Annotated in this window: 17 protein-coding genes and 2 tRNA genes; 5 read left to right on the top strand and 14 right to left on the bottom strand. The window is 42.7% G+C overall.

From position 1 onward, the window contains the following. Window positions 1-1,058: MCP four helix bundle domain-containing protein (locus SPSYN_RS07690; protein WP_161821882.1), on the bottom strand; the 1,058-nt coding region annotated here is incomplete at its 3' end. A 354-nt stretch (window positions 1,059-1,412) separates the two neighbouring features. On the opposite strand from SPSYN_RS07690, the gene SPSYN_RS07695 reads away from it, so the two are divergent. The 3 genes from SPSYN_RS07695 (at window position 1,413) to SPSYN_RS07705 (ending at window position 3,677) form a co-directional block, all read left to right on the top strand. Continuing rightward, complete coding sequence (locus SPSYN_RS07695) at window positions 1,413-2,897, top strand: recombinase family protein (RefSeq protein ID WP_161821883.1); 1,485 nt, start codon at window positions 1,413-1,415, stop codon at window positions 2,895-2,897. Window positions 2,898-2,908: 11 nt separating this feature from the next. Continuing rightward, the gene (locus SPSYN_RS07700; RefSeq protein ID WP_161821884.1) at window positions 2,909-3,358 is read left to right on the top strand and encodes a manganese catalase family protein; all 450 of its coding nucleotides are present in this window, start codon (window positions 2,909-2,911) and stop codon (window positions 3,356-3,358) included. Window positions 3,359-3,467: 109 nt separating this feature from the next. Further along, window positions 3,468-3,677: a hypothetical protein gene (locus SPSYN_RS07705; RefSeq protein ID WP_161821885.1), complete on the top strand. Its 210-nt coding sequence runs from the start codon at window positions 3,468-3,470 to the stop codon at window positions 3,675-3,677. Window positions 3,678-3,754: 77 nt separating this feature from the next. Here the strand turns inward: SPSYN_RS07705 and SPSYN_RS07710 are convergent, their stop codons facing one another. The 3 genes from SPSYN_RS07710 to SPSYN_RS07720 form a co-directional block, all read right to left on the bottom strand. Next, window positions 3,755-4,603: a nucleotidyltransferase domain-containing protein gene (locus SPSYN_RS07710; RefSeq protein WP_161821886.1), complete on the bottom strand. Its 849-nt coding sequence runs from the start codon at window positions 4,601-4,603 to the stop codon at window positions 3,755-3,757. 148 nt (window positions 4,604-4,751) lie between these two features. Beyond that, complete coding sequence (locus SPSYN_RS07715; RefSeq protein WP_161821887.1) at window positions 4,752-5,153, bottom strand: pyridoxamine 5'-phosphate oxidase family protein; 402 nt, start codon at window positions 5,151-5,153, stop codon at window positions 4,752-4,754. A 182-nt stretch (window positions 5,154-5,335) separates the two neighbouring features. Continuing rightward, entirely contained in the window at window positions 5,336-5,662 is a 327-nt protein-coding gene (locus SPSYN_RS07720) for a hypothetical protein (RefSeq protein WP_161821888.1), read from the bottom strand. A 489-nt stretch (window positions 5,663-6,151) separates the two neighbouring features. On the opposite strand from SPSYN_RS07720, the gene SPSYN_RS07725 reads away from it, so the two are divergent. Continuing rightward, window positions 6,152-6,409 carry a hypothetical protein gene (locus SPSYN_RS07725; protein ID WP_161821889.1) on the top strand — a complete coding sequence of 86 codons (258 nt, stop codon included), beginning with the start codon at window positions 6,152-6,154 and terminating at the stop codon, window positions 6,407-6,409. Between the two features lie 72 nt (window positions 6,410-6,481). On the opposite strand, the gene SPSYN_RS07730 is transcribed toward SPSYN_RS07725, so the two are convergent. Continuing rightward, window positions 6,482-6,556 (bottom strand) — tRNA-Gly (locus SPSYN_RS07730). Window positions 6,557-6,577: 21 nt separating this feature from the next. Then, window positions 6,578-6,654: transfer RNA gene (locus SPSYN_RS07735), tRNA-Asp, on the bottom strand. Window positions 6,655-6,832: 178 nt separating this feature from the next. Here SPSYN_RS07735 and ybaK point away from each other — a divergent pair. Then, complete coding sequence (ybaK, locus tag SPSYN_RS07740) at window positions 6,833-7,315, top strand: Cys-tRNA(Pro) deacylase (RefSeq protein WP_161821890.1); 483 nt, start codon at window positions 6,833-6,835, stop codon at window positions 7,313-7,315. 2 nt (window positions 7,316-7,317) lie between these two features. Here ybaK and SPSYN_RS07745 read toward each other — a convergent pair whose 3' ends face one another. From SPSYN_RS07745 to SPSYN_RS07780, 8 genes are all read right to left on the bottom strand, one after another. Beyond that, a complete protein-coding gene (locus SPSYN_RS07745) occupies window positions 7,318-8,733 on the bottom strand; it encodes a sensor histidine kinase (protein ID WP_161821891.1) in 1,416 nt (471 codons plus the stop codon). Between the two features lie 7 nt (window positions 8,734-8,740). Next, window positions 8,741-9,418, bottom strand: a complete 678-nt coding sequence (locus tag SPSYN_RS07750; protein ID WP_161821892.1) for a response regulator transcription factor — start codon at window positions 9,416-9,418, stop codon at window positions 8,741-8,743. Window positions 9,419-9,440: 22 nt separating this feature from the next. After that, window positions 9,441-10,595, bottom strand: coding sequence for a S1C family serine protease (locus SPSYN_RS07755; RefSeq protein WP_161821893.1), 1,155 nt, complete (start codon window positions 10,593-10,595; stop codon window positions 9,441-9,443). An 89-nt stretch (window positions 10,596-10,684) separates the two neighbouring features. Next, complete coding sequence (locus tag SPSYN_RS07760; RefSeq protein WP_161821894.1) at window positions 10,685-11,299, bottom strand: nitroreductase family protein; 615 nt, start codon at window positions 11,297-11,299, stop codon at window positions 10,685-10,687. A 42-nt stretch (window positions 11,300-11,341) separates the two neighbouring features. Further along, entirely contained in the window at window positions 11,342-11,731 is a 390-nt protein-coding gene (gene mutT, locus SPSYN_RS07765) for an 8-oxo-dGTP diphosphatase MutT (protein ID WP_161821895.1), read from the bottom strand. Window positions 11,732-11,879: 148 nt separating this feature from the next. Continuing rightward, complete coding sequence (locus SPSYN_RS07770) at window positions 11,880-12,386, bottom strand: rubrerythrin family protein (protein ID WP_202623763.1); 507 nt, start codon at window positions 12,384-12,386, stop codon at window positions 11,880-11,882. A gap of 90 nt (window positions 12,387-12,476) precedes the next feature. Beyond that, complete coding sequence (locus SPSYN_RS07775) at window positions 12,477-12,893, bottom strand: Fur family transcriptional regulator (RefSeq protein ID WP_161821896.1); 417 nt, start codon at window positions 12,891-12,893, stop codon at window positions 12,477-12,479. 351 nt (window positions 12,894-13,244) lie between these two features. Continuing rightward, entirely contained in the window at window positions 13,245-14,138 is an 894-nt protein-coding gene (locus tag SPSYN_RS07780) for a formate/nitrite transporter family protein (protein ID WP_161821897.1), read from the bottom strand. Window positions 14,139-14,185: the final 47 nt, after the last annotated feature.

The following is a 14,185-nucleotide window of genomic DNA, read 5'->3' on the forward strand; positions in this document are numbered from 1 at the left end:
AGTCCTTCTCCCAATTTGAAGTCGGGACTGTCAATCTGGCTGCCGTCAAAAGCGTAGGCAGCTAGTTTCTTGAGATATTTCCGATCTTCTTCCCCTCCTTCCAGCAGGTAAATAACTCCATATTTTCCGCCAACCATTGGTGTTATCTTAGTGATTAACTCATTACAAAAGATTTCTATATTTTTAACACCTTGAAACATTGTGGAAACTTCGCCAACGCTTGATTTTAACCAGCTTTGTTCCTGGATTTCTTTGTGATATTCTTTTTCCTGCTTAATACGCTTTTCGAGAACACCGGCCATTTCGTTAAATGCGTGGGCTATCTGGCCGATTTCGTTGTTGGCAGCTATATTTATACGGGGTAAATTGTTTGTTGCGTCAAAGGATGTAATGCTGTTTAGTACACCGGTTACTGTATTTATATCACCGGTAATTTTATGCATGGATATGAACATTACTCCTAAACCGATTAGTACTCCTAATATGATCAGGGTTGTAAATACCCCGATAGCCTGTTGGTATGATGTTTCGGCCTGTTTGAGTGCATCTTGCATAGCTTGTTCTTCAATTTCTACAATTTGGTTTATAACTTGATATATCTCATCCCTATTCTTTTGCACACTGGCTAACAACTCAGCTGCATCATCTTTTCGACCCTCTTTAATCAAAGTCGCGATTTCAATTTGAACATCATTAAAATTGCTATATAACACTTTTACCCTGGAAACTAATTTACTAGTCTCATTTAATTTCATTAATTTATCCATATCATTTAGGGCAAATAACGTATTTCTTCTAGAATCTTCTACATTTTGAATATCTTTTTCAATACTTGCCTCATCCATATCAAGCAAGATAAGATCCCTGAGATATCTGCTGGTACTACTGATCTCATAGCGTACAATATTTGCCAAACGAACCTCTTCATAATTATTCTGCACTACTTCGTTCATGTTATTTTTAAATTGGCTAATGACATAAAGAGAAGTAATCGCGATAATTATTATTAAAATCAAAAACAAACCAAAATCAATGTACAGTTTATTTCTTAATTTCAAAGTGACCGAACCTCCCCATCCCATTTTATATAAATTATTAATAAGTTTACAAACTAAATACTTACCATAGATTTTATCCTCTCATTTTTAATGACTTAATTTAAACAGCAAATTCATTTTTACCTTCAGGAATTATGTATTATAATGTCGCACAAAAAAATATATTCATATATATTCCAATTTGTCTAAATACTAACCCTCAGCTTTTAACAATCATATATTTATAATGGAGTAAATACTGGTGCGAGTTAAAATTTAAGCTAAGTTCTCTCCGAGAATTAACGAATTACAGCAACAAAGAAAACTGCAGGAATTCGCCTGAACATACTGCAATTGTTTTTTAGAGGTGACTTTATGTCCAAGTGTAACTTAGTAGCTGCTTATGCACGAGTATCCACCGAAGAACAGGCAGAACAAGGCCTTTCCATCCCTGCCCAAAAATCTCGTCTTCTCGCCTACTGTCAATCACAAGGCTGGGAAATATTCGATTTTTATGTTGACGATGGATACTCGGGAAAAGATCTTGAACGCCCTGCCATAAAACGACTTATTGAGGACGCTAGAAATAAAGTAATCAACATTGCCTTGGTCTTAAAGCTGGATCGTATTTCCCGCCGGCAAAAAGATGTGCTTTATCTCCTGGAGGATGTATTTGAGACCAATGGCGTAGGTTTTAAATCTGTCACTGAAACATTTGATACAACAACCAGTTTCGGAAAGGCTGCCATTGGTATGATGGCTGTTTTTGCACAGCTGGAACGTGAAACCATTTTAGAACGCACACGCATGGGCAAGCTTGAGGCGGCACGGAAAGGCCGGTGGCACGGGGGCACTATATATGGTTATAGCTATGAACCGGGAACCTATATCCTCAAAATACGGGAGTCTGAAGCTAAGGTGGTTAGAGGAATATATGATATGTACCTTGACCGCAGCTATGGCATAACCTCTATAGCTAACGACTTAAATGATAGGGGCGTCCCTGGCCCGGACGGCGGTCACTGGATTAAGCAAACTGTAAGCTATATCCTTAACAATCCCACTTACGCCGGATATTCGAAACATAAAGGCAGCCTATACGAAGGCATACATGAGGCCATTATCACAAAAGGACAATGGGAAAAGACGCAAGAACTTCTTAAACAGCGCCGGGGAAAACACAACCATCGTCACCCTTCAAAAAAAGCGTTGCTTGCCGGAATTATTTATTGCACTGAATGTGGAGCCCGGATGCGTAATAAAACAGTTTGGCAGAATTATCCTTATAAACCCAAAAAAATTATGCACTATTACGTTTGTTATTCTCAGGATGGCTCTGCCAGGCATATGGTCCGAGACAAAAACTGTAGGTGTGGCTACAAGCAAATGGAAGATATTGATAACAAGGTTATTAAAAGATTATTTAAGTTGAGCTTTAATGAAAAATTGCTTGAGGGCATCATAAAGGAAGAACTGGCAAAAGAAACCGTCGACCAAAAGAATGCCATCCGAGGTCTGAATCAATCTCAAAAAGAATTGCAACAAGTGAACAAATCATTAGACCGGTGGTATGAAGTGTTTGAAAAAGGTGCTCTAGATCCGAATGAGTTAACTGAACGTGTAAAGAATCTGCGGGCTAAACGTGAGCACCTGGAAAACTCCATCCGTGAGTGGGAAGAAGAAGTGAAGGAGGAAAAACAGCGGACCGCCAACGTAAAAGAGATACTTGAAACAATGATAAATTTCAGGCTAATTTGGGATTTGGCCACCCCAGATGAAAAGCGAGATATTTTAATCAACCTCATCCAGGAGGTTCGCGTAAACAAGGCAAGTGAGGTTGAAGTTAAGTTTAATTTGTAGTAGCAAATATTATGCCATTAATTTATCATATCAACATAGTCAATTACGCCAAGGGGGTGCTTACCGACATTGGCACCGAAGAACTTGCGCATATGGAGATAGTGGCCTCACTGGTATATAAACTCATCGAAGGTGCCTCAGTCGAAGCCATCAAAGCCGCCGATTTAGGGGCCCATTATGCAGACCACGATCGTGCCCTATACTGGGAAAATGCTGCCGGGGTACCCTGGGTGGCCGCTTATGTTTCAGCAACCGGTGATCCGGTAGCCGACTTGCACGAAAACCTGGCGGCAGAGCAAAAAGCCAGGGCTGTCTATGAAAACCTTATTCAATTATCAGATGACCCTCTGGTAAACGATGTGCTGCGCTTTTTAAGGGAGCGAGAAGTTGTACACTACCAGCGCTTCGGCGAGACGCTGATGCACGTGCAGGATTATATGGCTCAAAAGAAAATATTTTAATCCAACACACCCCATCCCACCGAAATTCTCGAGGTGGGATGTATTTTTTTGTATTGGCGGTGTTTATTACTATAATATAACTATACTAGATTTCAAAGGATGTGATTAAGTGAACGACTCCGACAAATGGAATTTAATAATCCGCAATGCCGAGCAATTCTGGATCATCAAGGAAGAGGGTACCTCTCAGTACGTGGTCATGAAAAAACCGGTTGGATTATTCGGAAATGGTCAACCCATCAAGCATTATCAGGCCGCCAATAACGAAGAGGCCATCGAAAAAGGTCTAATAATTGCAAAAGAAAATAATTTATACTGAGCAATTGATCCATACCAGAAAAAAGCTAAGCTGCCGCTCAACACGTGCAGCTTAGCTTATGCAGTTAGCTACATCTATTAATTTTGCAGTAGTTTTTCCGTTTCCGCAATCAGTTCTTTCAGTATCTCAATCGCCATACTTGTTTTATCCATGTCTGCGGAAATCAATGTGATAGCATAATCGACTTTTGGCTGGTAATTTGATGGTTTGATATTAAAATCATTTATCTTAGCGGCCGCCTTTTTCTCATTTAAGCAGTATTCTTCGTTCATTGCAAAGATGACCTGGTTTAAACAGGCAATAGTGCGATAACAGCAGCCGGCAACATAAGTGACGTCATCTTTTTCTACATTGTCGGCGGCGTACATTAGGGAGTAATTTGCTTCAAACATGAAGTATTTTATAATGGCCTGCTGCATCGCTTTGGGGTATGTATTTGTTTTGGCTTTTAATTCAGCTATGCGATTTTTTGGATCAGCCAGTATCTTACCGGTAGCTATTTCACCCATATACATGACATTAACAAAAGCATGGGGATGACCGGCATGGTAATGGGCCTCCACCTTACCTCTTAAACAATCATCAATTACCTGTGAGACTTTTTCTACATCACGAAATACAAAATCAAAAAGATATCCTTCAACCTCCAGCCACCCACCGCCGTTTATCCACGGGCCCCATGCCCCTAAGGAAGTAATTAATCCTTCCCGGTGTTCATCATCAATATGGGCTGCTATTATACCTATATCTCGCGCATTGAAACCAGCTGCTTCACTATAATAAATGCCCATATCGATATCGGAATTTATACCCTCGGTGCCTCTAGCTCTTGAGCCTCCCAGAACCACTCCCTCAACTCCAGGTGCTTCTAATAATATATTGGCTACATCTTTTATAATTTCATTTAAATCATTTACAATATTCAAAACCAGTTCTCCCCTCCTATGATTAATGCTTAAAAAAAAGCGGAAAATTTGCGGCGGTTAGCTATTGTATGTAAGAAAGGTATTGCTGTCCGATACCGGCAACAATACCTTCATATACCATAGTATTGTTCTTATCTTTATAAAAATATTAAAATGAGATACTTTCAAAATTTCCTTGCACATCGGCAATTTCAGCGACACCGTCTTTAATATAAAAATTTGCGAGAGTCCGGCCGGTTTTTTCGTTGTACATCTCTTTTAAAGCAGGCATGGTTTCAAAGGCTTTTTCCAATACTTCCTGACGCTCATCAAATACCGCCGTGCCACGGATACGTATCCATTGTCCCTTATCATTGGCTGTACTGATTTCCACGTTCGGGTTGGCTACGGTTTGAGCATATGACTGTTTATGCTTACCCATACCGAAATATAATTTCCCTTCATATCCCATGAAAAAGCCGAAAGGCCTTACCCTGGGCTTATCCCCGTCTACCGTTGCATAATAAAAAACCGGGTTTTCTTTTAAAAAAGTAAGTATTTTTTCCATCATTTACACCCCCAGAATAATATTCCTAATTAAGAATAGTATCAATTTTTTGGCTTAAAAAGTCAAGACCGGGTATTTGTATACGGGTTGTAATAAAGAAAAGGATTAATAAAAAGCTTTGTAATCACCTTTTATCAATCCTTTATCAGGCAATGCTAATGAATTAATTTACATGTAACAACAGACTACTTTACGCCTGGACGCATCTGTTCGAAGGATATGGTAACAAAATCCCATGCATTAGAACGTATATGAGTGGTTTCAGTATAGTATAACGTGATTTCAGAATCACTCGCCTTAGCGGATAGAGCCATTTGAAGTGCAGGAGCAAATGCCGGGTGGTTGCCAACAATTACTACTCTTTTGGTTTCGGGTATATCTGCTACAACAGGTTTTAATTCATCCATGTGAATAAATAAATATGCAGTGCCAGATGAGTCTTCATTCCAAACACCCGTCACGGCTATGTTGGTAATTTTACCCTTAACCCATCGTAATTTTGTTTCTTGCAATTGAATCGCCCTCCTTTTGCATATTTCGTTACTATAGCCTAATTTTTCTTTCCATGCATTCATCAGTTAGGTGATCTTAACCCTATCGACCGATACAAACTCAATTCTAATGCGTAATAGACTCACTGTCACTTCAAAATAGCGCAAATTCACCTCCACCACTTTAATTTGCACCTGACAACAGCATTTAGATTCTTAATAGTATCTTCATTTTAGATTTAAACTAGTCTACTTACAATGTAATAAATGGTATTTAGTACATTATTTATACTATTATCAAAAATTTTTTTACTATTATGATAATATCTATGTTTCAGAGATAGGTCAATTTTAGTATTATGTCTCTGTTCAGAGCTCATTACAACCGTCTGAATTTTTATCGTAGAGTTGGGAAAAAACTAATTTTATGAAATTTACATCATTGATAACACTGAATAAAACTATAAGTTTATCCGGAACGCGAGGGGCTATTAGAAAGGGGAAAAAGCATTGAACAGAGACATTTGCATAGTTGGTATCCTGGTTGATGAAAGATCATGCCAGGCGCCTGAAGTGCAGGAGGTACTGACGAAACACGGATCGCGAATTCTAAGTCGTAACGGCATACCGGATCCTGGCAAAGAGAGGGGAATTATCACTTTGACCATGCAGGCAAGCGATGAGGAAAGGATAAGCCTGGAGAATGACCTGAACGGTATTGGTGGAGTCTATACTAAATCATTCTGTCTTGCAAAAGCTATTGAGTAAAAAACCAGAAAATAAGCCCCTCACGTATTATGTGAAGGGCTTATTTAACCGGCATTGCTGACTAAAATAAATTGGAGCGGAAGACGGGATTCGAACCCGCGACCCTCGCCTTGGCAAGGCGATGCTCTACCACTGAGCTACTTCCGCAAATTATATTCAATTTTTTATTGGCGGAGCTGACGGGAATCGAACCCGCGATCTTCGGCGTGACAGGCCGACATGTTAGACCGCTACACCACAGCTCCGCAATAGTTAGTCCCATCAGCGACAATAACAATTATACTAGCTTGTCTGCAATATGTCAAAGGTTTTCTCTTAAATTATTATCAGTACGATTATATGCCGGCGTTCTAGTTGCTTAAAGCCGGCAAATATGTGTATTATAAAATAAAAAGTTATTTAATCAAGGAAGGAGTTATTAATATGGCTAAGAATAAAACCCCCATAACTCCTGCGATAAGATTGCTGCGTAATGAAAAGGTATTTTTTGAAGAGTATACCTATAACTATGAGGACAGGGGCGGCACCGCTGTTTCGGCCAGAGAGCTTGGTGTTGACGAGCATTCGATAATTAAGACACTGGTTATGGAGGACGAAAATAAACAGCCTTTAATTGTTCTAATGCATGGTGACCTGGAGGTATCCACAAAAAAACTTGCTCGCTTAATTGGTGTTAAAAATATTGCTCCCTGCTCACCTGAAACAGCCAACAAGCATACGGGGTACTTGGTGGGAGGCACCTCCCCCTTTGGAACCCGCAAATCAATGCCTGTTTATATGGAGGATACCATTGTTGAATTGCCCAAAATCTATATTAACGGCGGCAAGCGTGGTTTCCTGGTCGTCCTTGACCCGCGGGATGTGATACGCCTTTTACAGCCGATTCTGGTACAGGTAGGGATATAAGCTTAAGCCTCATCGTAAAGAGGCAGCTGAACTGTGAAAACACTACCGCCTTCAGGCCTGTTGGCGGCTGCGATGAATCCGCCGTGCCGGTCAACAATCCAACGGGCAATAGACAGACCCAGTCCCGAACCCTCCTGGCCGCGGGTGCTTTCACTGCGGTAAAATCGATCAAAAATGCGGTCTTCATCCCCTGGGGTTAACCCTGGTCCCTGGTCGGTAACGGCTATTTCCACCCACCCCTCCTTTGTTTTGGCAGCAGTTAGCTTCACTGTACCGCCCGAAGGCGAGTATTTAAAGGCGTTGTCCAGCAAGATAAACATTAACTGGCTGAAATAATCCCTATTTACTTGCACCTTGGCCTGGGCTGGGTATTGTTCATCAATAATAAACCCCCGGTCCGCGGCTAGAAAGCGGGCTTTTCTTACTACTCCCTGGATTAATTCCGCCAATAGAACAGTTTCCTTTTCCGGAATGAATCCGGCGTCGGCTCTGGCTAATACCAGCAAGTCTTCTACCAACCGGGATAAGCGACGAGCCTCGTCGGTTATATCGTTAAGCGCCTCTGCCATTAGTACAGGGTCACCATCCTGCACCTTAAGCAGCAGCTCGGCGTTGCCCCGGATGGTGGTCAGTGGTGTGCGCAATTCGTGGGAAGCGTCGGAAACAAACCGCCGCTGCAGTTCATAGCTTTGCTGCAGTTGGTAATACATGGTTTCCAACCTTTTCAGCATGGCGTTTAAGGTGTCCACCAACCGGCCCAGCTCGTCTGCAGGGCCATTATATTCGATGCGCCTGCTTAAATCGCTGCCAATTTCGATAGAAGCGGCTGTTTTTGTGATCTTATCCAGAGGCCTTAAAGCAGTCCGGCTTAATAACCATCCCAGCAGAGCGGCGAAGATTAGTGATGCCGTACCTACCAGGGCAATAAAAAAGCGCAAACGGTTAAGCAGGTTATGAACAGTGGAAAGTGCTTGTCCCACCTGCAGTAAACCTACCAGGTCTCCCTCAACCACCAGCGGTACACTGTATACCCGAATTTGCTGCCCGCCCGACAGTACTGTTTCGTAAAAGCTTTCTCCCTGCAAAGCGCGTCTTAACGTATATTCACCCAGTGGCAGGTATTGTCCACCCAGGTTACTGGAGCGGGAAACCACATTTCCCCTGCTATCAACTACCTGAAGGTAAGTATCGGGTGTTGCGAACACATCTACGTCGGGCAGCACTAATTCTCGCAGTGAAAATAGAGAACTAGTGACCCTAATGGATTTTACCAGCGACGCAGCCCGAGCGGCAATGCCTTCGTCAACTTCTTTATATAGGGTGTGAGAAGTGGCAAACAGCAAAACCGCGGTGAGTATAAGCAATGCCAGGCCGAGCACCCCGGTGTACAGCAGGGTAAGTTTCGTACGCAGGTGCATTAAATAATCACTGCTCCCTCAAAGTATAACCTACACCCCGCACAGTATGGAGCAGTTTAGGTGCTTGCGGATCTTCCAACTTCTGGCGCAAGCTCCCGATATAGACCTCCAGCACGTTGGATTCGCCGGAAAAATCATAGCCCCAGATTTGTTCCATGATTTGGTTGCGGGTCAGCACCTGGCGGGGGTGCTCCATAAAAAGTTTGATCAGTTCAAACTCCCGGGTTGTCAATGGAATTATCTCTCCGCACCGCCGGGCCTCCCTTTTTTCCAGGTCCAAGGTTAAACCGGCAAAGGTTAACACAGATTCTTTCTCCCGGCCAAGTATGCGCGAACGGCGCAGCAGCGCTCTCACCCTGGCCAGCAGTTCTTCCAGCGCAAAGGGTTTCACCAGGTAGTCATCGGCACCCACATCCAAACCCCGCACCCTTTCCGCCACCTCGTCCCGGGCAGTGAGCATTAGAATTGGGACATTACTTTGCATACGCAACCTCCGGCATACTTCCCAGCCGTCCAGACCCGGCATCATTATATCAAGTATAACCAGATCCGGCTTGTACTGCTCTGCCTGGTGCAGCCCGTCCTCACCGTTAAAGGCGATCAGGGCTTCATGACCCTCGAAGGTAAGCACCCTTTGCATCATGCTGGTAATTTTTTTATCATCGTCAATAACCAGTATTTTCAACGCTTCATCTCCCTGCGCCGGGTTATTTTTCAGCCAGAGTAACGGTTATAGTTTTCTGGGAGCCGTTTCTTTCCACCAGCAGAGTTATTTTGTCGCCAACTTTTTTACTCTGAATAAAATCTGTTATATCACTGGCGTCGGTAATTTGTTGATTGTTAATTTTTAGTATAACATCCCCTTGTTGAAGACCGGCTTTAGCTGCTGGAGAGCCGGTCATGACTCCGGACAGCAAGGCACCCTGGCTGCTTTTCAAGCCCAGCTGGCTTGCCAGTTCACTGTTCATCGTCTGGATATATACCCCCATCCACGGGCGGGTTACTTTTCCATCTTCAATTAAATTTTTCAGAACGGATTTTACAGTATTGGCAGGTATTGCAAAGCCTATTCCCTGGGCACTGGCATTAACCGCGGTATTGATACCGATTACTTCACCGGACAGGTTTAAAAGCGGACCTCCGCTGTTGCCCGGATTAATAGATGCATCGGTTTGCAGCAGGTTTTTGTACTGCCTATTCTCAACTTGCACAGGCCGACCTTTGGCGCTAATTACGCCGGTGGTTACTGTATGGTCCAGCCCGTATGGATTGCCAATGGCGATGACCCACTCGCCTACCCGGATATTTTGATCATTGCCAAGTTTTAGGTAGGGCAATTTACTGCCGGCATCAACTTTAAGCACTGCAAGGTCAAGCTCGGCATCCGAACCGATCACCTTAGCAGGCAGCGGCTTTTTCTGACCGGTTAAATAGACATTAATTTCAATAGCCCCGCTCACCACATGTTCATTGGTTAAGATATAACCATCTTCACTAATAATGAATCCCGAGCCCATACCCTCGGTAACATTTGATTTCTCTCGATAAGGACTTTTTGAGCCGAAGAATTCACGGAAAAACGGGTCATTAAAAAACGGGTCATAGTAACGGGTAGTAGTCTTGATTTGAGTTTCAATTTTAACCACTGCCGGGCTGGTTTTATCAACTGTATCTGCGATTATGTCGGTGCCAACCGGTGAAACAGCTGATTTAACTGCTGTACCAGTGTTGGCCGCGGCCGCTACCGAATCATTGCTGTCATTAGAAAAACTGAGGAATATTCCTCCCAGCAGAGCCGCTTCCAGTACCAGTGCTCCTAAAATTGCAATCAGCGTTGTCTTCATTGACTTTTCCCTGAGCATTATAGATCCCTCCCAGATTTTTTCTCTGGTATAATTCTTTCAGACCAACCTTAAAAGAGACTGAAGTAAAGTTTAAAAATTTTTAATCTTTACTTCAGTTCTTTAATTAATAATTCTCTCACCGGCAGGCGGGGTCTCGGTGCAGGATCCTGGTCGGCATAACCTACCGGGATTAACGCCAGTACATCAATATCGGCACCCAGACCTAATATTTTTTTTACACTGTCTTGATCAAACATCATCACCCAGCAGGTGCCCAGCCCCAGGTCGGTGGCACGCAACACTAATTGTTGAACGGCTACCGCGCAATTGATTGAAACATATTCTCGGATTTCGTTAGCATTCAGTGCACCACGCTGCTTCCAGTATTTATCGCCATCATTAAAATTCAAATCTACACCGGAAAAAGCTCCGGCCCTGGTTAATTCTTTAATGCGCTGCGGCTTATGCTGCTTATAGGTATTCAGGTCAACACAACACGCTATTACCACAGGTGCAGTAACCACAAAATTCACTGTGTGCCCCAGCAGCTCCCGGCGTTTTTCCTCGCTTTTTATTATTATAAATCGCCAGGGCTGCAGGTTGGTTCCCGACGGTGCGAGCCTGGCCGCCTCAAGTAATTCCATGATTAGCTCGTCAGGCACCGGTTCGGGCTTAAACTTGCGAATACTCCTGCGTTTGCGTATTACTTCCATAAATTCCATTATTAATCAGCCTCCTATGCGTATTCTTAAACCAGCAGCACTCTAGATATCAGCTTGTAGTTTGCTCACTACGGACTTGTCCGCTTCGGCAAAATCATACAGGTGCAGTTCACCGACTAACACCCATTTAAAATCACGGCAATCCAGGGCTTGAGCGGCTCCGGCAATCAGCCTGCACAAGTAGCAAAGCAAAATTATGTGTCGGTCGCCATAGTTGTGGGAGATCACATCATATATTTTCATTACCTCTATGGAAAGTCCCAATTCCTCCTGTATTTCCCTGACAAGACATTGTTCCGGCGATTCACCTAGTTCTAGTTTGCCGCCCGGGAATTCCCATTTGAGCGCCTGGTCCACGTTTTCCTTGCGCTGGGCAATTAAGATGAAGTCCTTATGTTGAATTATAGCGGCTGTAACTATCAATGTTTGCATGAAAATTGGTAGCATCCCTTCATGAAATCAACTATTAACGACAAAGTAATAAAAAAGCTGCTAACTCCTTAAAAAGGCCGACAGCAGCTAATTTAACGCAGGTACATACTGAATAGTTTTTTGAAGTGTTTTTTATCTAATGTAAATATTAAACATTCTTAAATGATTTAGCCGGGGCTCCACAAATTGGACATTTATCCGGCGCGTGATCCGGGGCAACGTATCCGCACACAGGACAGAGGTAAAAGCCTTCAACCTCCAGGTCTCCGCCGCCTTCCAGGGCTGCGAGTGCTTTTTTAAACAGCTCGGCATGTACCTTTTCAGCCTCGTTGGCTAAATTTAAACTCCTGCCGGCTGCAGTTTGCCCCTCTTGTTTAGCTTCTTCAATAAAGCCCGGATACATATTAGTGAACTCTTCCGTTTCACCTTCAATAGCAGATTTTAAGTTGTCCATTGTTGAGCCAACTTTTCCGGCTGTTTCAAAGTGTTTAAGTGCGTGGATGGTTTCCGCCTCGGCAACTGTTTTAAATAACAGGGCAATCTTTTCTTTACCTTCTTTTTCTGCTTTTTGGGCAAAAGCCAGATACTTGCGATTAGCCTGGGACTCACCGGCAAAGGAAGCCATTAAATTTTCATTGGTTTTTGTAGTAGACATTTAGCATCTCCTTTCTCTATTTAAAACAATATTATTATTTTACCATATTTAGACATGTTTTATCCTGTCGAATTACCGGCAAAATACTCTTTATTGATTGGACTCGTTAACTTTACTGCTGCAGCGTTCACACTCGCCATACAGGTACAGAGAAAAGTTGTTAATACTAAAACCGCCGATATGACTTGGGACAGGTATATCATCTAGAGCAATATCTAAATCGTAAACCTTTTGGCAGTGGGTGCAAAGGAAGTGACAATGAGGCCGGGGGTTGGGATCAAAACGTCGCCTTTGCGGGTCAATGCTTATTTCTTGAATTTCACCGACCTTGGCAAGAGCTTCCAGGGTATTATATACCGTGGCCGCAGATAACGAAGGATATTTAGGTTTTAATTCCTGATATATTTCTTCTACCGATGGATGGCTGGTATTGCCTTCTAACAATTCCATTATAGCCATGCGCTGTGGTGTAGCCCTCAGGCCAAATTTTTTTAGTGTATGAATCATGGCAAACCTCTCAATCTTTAAACAGTGAAATACTTTGCACTATAAGATTAGTAGGCAATATTAGTTTATATTAAAAATAAAATAAAACCAGTTTTTTGTCAAGTGGCTATAACTTAGTTTATATTTATTATACATCAACTCTTTATTCCGGTGCAGTATTAATGGGTAGAAATATAAAAAAATGCGAAGTATTTCCCTAAGGAAAGTCTCCGCACGAGGAAAGAAAACTTAAGTGTCATTATATATATACTATAATTGACCTGTTTTTTCGAGGGTTAATATTATGAAATAATACTATTTTTTACATACAACTTTTACCTTTAATAGAGTTGGTCGGAAGCTAGAATATATTTACGCCGATGCAGATTTATCTTGTTTGACTTCGGCTTTCTTTTTCAAGTAAATCATCCAGTAAATCGCGCCTACAAAAATACCGCCGCCTACTATGTTGCCGAGGGTTACTGGAACCAAATTATTTACGAAAAAGTTTCCATAGCTGTACAGTGCGGTAACTGCTTGCGGGGTCATATTTAACGCCGCTGCAGCCGCTTCAGGATTGGCGCTGGCAATGGTAATGCCCATAGGAATAAAGAACATGTTGGCAACACTATGTTCAAAACCGCTGGATACGAAAGCCATGATCGGGAAGAATATTGCAAATATTTTTCCGATGATGTCTTTAGCGCCAGTTGCCATCCACACAGCCAAACATACCAACCAGTTACATAATATTGCACGCAAGAAGGCCTGCGTCCAGGTTAGAGTCAACTTACCCTTGGCAATGGCTAATGCTTTGCTGCCCTGTGCGGTTATTGCCAGTGCGCCGGTTGTTGCGTCGGGAGCAATCCAGTAGTTACTGTAAAAAATAATATAAACTAATAAGATCGAGCCGATGAAGTTGGTAACGAAAACCACAGTCCAGTTATAAACCAAGCCGCCCCAGCTGGACTGGCCATTCATTGATGATGCCATACATGCCATATTATTGCCTGTGAAAAGTTCTGCACCGGCAATAACGACTAACATCAGTCCTACAGAAAAGCATGCGCCGAACAGGAACTGACCAACGGCCGAACCCGGAGCAGGGTCCATAGAGCCAATTTTAGTCGCCAAGTTAGCTCCGAAGCCAATGTAGACTCCAGCTAGAATTCCTAAAAGTACTAGTTTAGTTAAGGCCATTTCCGCTTTGGTTTTACCAGCACTACAAATGGCAATTGCTATTTCAGCTGGCGATTGAAAATTCATCTTTTACACTCCTTTCATTTCACCCATTCTCATGTTCTCTGCCCAAA

The sequence above is a fragment of the Sporotomaculum syntrophicum genome (assembly GCF_009932395.1).
In the GTDB taxonomy this organism is placed as follows: domain Bacteria; phylum Bacillota; class Desulfotomaculia; order Desulfotomaculales; family Desulfallaceae; genus Sporotomaculum; species Sporotomaculum syntrophicum.

What these genes read in the sequence shown, in the direction of transcription:
- SPSYN_RS07695 (WP_161821883.1), top strand. Translation starts at nt 1,413, where the DNA reads ATGTCCAAGTGTAACTTAGTAGCTGCTTATGCACGAGTATCCACCGAA.
- mutT (WP_161821895.1), bottom strand. Translation starts at nt 11,731, where the DNA reads ATGCAAACATTGATAGTTACAGCCGCTATAATTCAACATAAGGACTTC.
- SPSYN_RS07745 (WP_161821891.1), bottom strand. Translation starts at nt 8,733, where the DNA reads ATGCACCTGCGTACGAAACTTACCCTGCTGTACACCGGGGTGCTCGGC.
- SPSYN_RS07775 (WP_161821896.1), bottom strand. Translation starts at nt 12,893, where the DNA reads ATGATTCATACACTAAAAAAATTTGGCCTGAGGGCTACACCACAGCGC.
- ybaK (WP_161821890.1), top strand. Translation starts at nt 6,833, where the DNA reads ATGGCTAAGAATAAAACCCCCATAACTCCTGCGATAAGATTGCTGCGT.
- SPSYN_RS07700 (WP_161821884.1), top strand. Translation starts at nt 2,909, where the DNA reads ATGCCATTAATTTATCATATCAACATAGTCAATTACGCCAAGGGGGTG.
- SPSYN_RS07770 (WP_202623763.1), bottom strand. Translation starts at nt 12,386, where the DNA reads ATGTCTACTACAAAAACCAATGAAAATTTAATGGCTTCCTTTGCCGGT.
- SPSYN_RS07760 (WP_161821894.1), bottom strand. Translation starts at nt 11,299, where the DNA reads ATGGAATTTATGGAAGTAATACGCAAACGCAGGAGTATTCGCAAGTTT.
- SPSYN_RS07715 (WP_161821887.1), bottom strand. Translation starts at nt 5,153, where the DNA reads ATGATGGAAAAAATACTTACTTTTTTAAAAGAAAACCCGGTTTTTTAT.
- SPSYN_RS07780 (WP_161821897.1), bottom strand. Translation starts at nt 14,138, where the DNA reads ATGAATTTTCAATCGCCAGCTGAAATAGCAATTGCCATTTGTAGTGCT.
- SPSYN_RS07755 (WP_161821893.1), bottom strand. Translation starts at nt 10,595, where the DNA reads ATGCTCAGGGAAAAGTCAATGAAGACAACGCTGATTGCAATTTTAGGA.